Source organism: uncultured Shewanella sp., assembly GCF_947495455.1.
Taxonomy (GTDB): Bacteria; Pseudomonadota; Gammaproteobacteria; order Enterobacterales; family Shewanellaceae; genus Shewanella.
The window spans coordinates 1-1,392 of the sequence record NZ_CANLZC010000216.1 but is presented as its reverse complement, the minus strand read 5'-3'; the positions used below and the strand labels follow the sequence as shown (position 1 = coordinate 1,392).

General features: G+C 40.5%; 1 protein-coding gene. It reads right to left on the bottom strand.

The features are described 5' to 3' along the window. Nucleotides 1-20: 20 nt before the first annotated feature. Nucleotides 21-1,328 carry an IS4 family transposase gene (locus Q0791_RS24805; protein ID WP_299011940.1) on the bottom strand — a complete coding sequence of 436 codons (1,308 nt, stop codon included), beginning with the start codon at nt 1,326-1,328 and terminating at the stop codon, nt 21-23. Between the last annotated feature and the right edge of the window lie 64 nt (nt 1,329-1,392).

Genomic DNA, 1,392 nt, shown 5'->3' with positions numbered 1-1,392 from the left:
TAATACTGGTCAGTTAAGAGCTAATATAATTTTAGGGAGTAAGTTCTTGGCCTATGTTTGACCTCCCTTCGATTGGTTCTTTCTCCTCTCGGGGCAAGTAACAAGCTCGGGGTTAATTCGTAAAAATGTTTAAGTTGCCCCGGAATTGCACCAGGTGAAGAAAATGGTAAGCCCACTAATAACCTTATAATATGGGCTAGGGAACCGTTAAAGCTTAATTGATATGGCAAATAATCGCCTTTCAGCATATTTGCCATTTTCACCATCTGATAACGCACTAGATTATAACTAAGCAATATCCCCCACAGTTCTTGTTTTATCATATCTGGTCTACGACTTCTTAGCGTTAGCCTGTTACCTAACATATATTGTTTTTGCTCTCGGTAGCCTAGCTCTATTTCCCATCGATGGGCATATAAGTCCGCTATTTCAACCACTGGATATCGCAATGGGTCAGTCATTGATGTTAATACTTGTCTTAGTTTTCCATTCATTTTGCGAGAGACGAGTCTAACTTCTATTTGCTCTGGCAAATCTGGCCAGTATTTTCTAGAACGAGCACTTGAGTTAATTCGTACGATAGCGTCTTGCCGTCCCAACTTTCTGACTATCTCATATTGTGTCGACTTTTTTAGTGGAATAAGCCAGTGACGTTCAGTGCCCGTATTTGCCCATTGATGGAGCAAACCCGTTGAATAGAATCCACGGTCAAAGAGTGTTAATGAATGATCATTTGCCTTATCTATAAGCTGCTCAGCCAGACGCATTTCACTTACTTTATAGTCATCAAATGCACTACCAGCAATTAAATGGCTACTTAATTCCATCAAGCAAACCATCCTCACTTGAGGATATTGTGATTGGCTCGCATTATTCGTTGATTTACTGAATTGAGCGTTATTTTCAGGTGTGTCGGGGGTACGCCACACGACACCATCGACGGCAAGTAACGATAAGCCATTCCACTGTGGGTGGTGAGCTTCTTTGTGCCAGTGAGCTTGTGTTAAGTCAAATACCGATTCGATGGCTTGAACGCCTAAATCTTGTCGACGTTGAATAACAGCACTAGGGGCTACAAACGCTTTTTTATCCCTATCCACAATATCAAGCATATTAATGATTTGTGAGAGGGGTTTATCGTTGTATATGGCCATACCAATCACAAGCCAAACCATAGATTCCAGCGGCAACTTTCGCTTTCTAAACGTGACTGTATCAGTTTGTTCAAACGCTTTTTGAATCAATTCTAGGGGTAAAATATCACAAAGCGTTTCTATATTATTAGGTGATGATTGAGCAATAAAGTCAAGTGCTTTAGATAGTTCCATTAATGACCTCCATACAACGTAGAGGTCTTTATACCGTATCTGAAAGATCGTTCAATTGATCGTC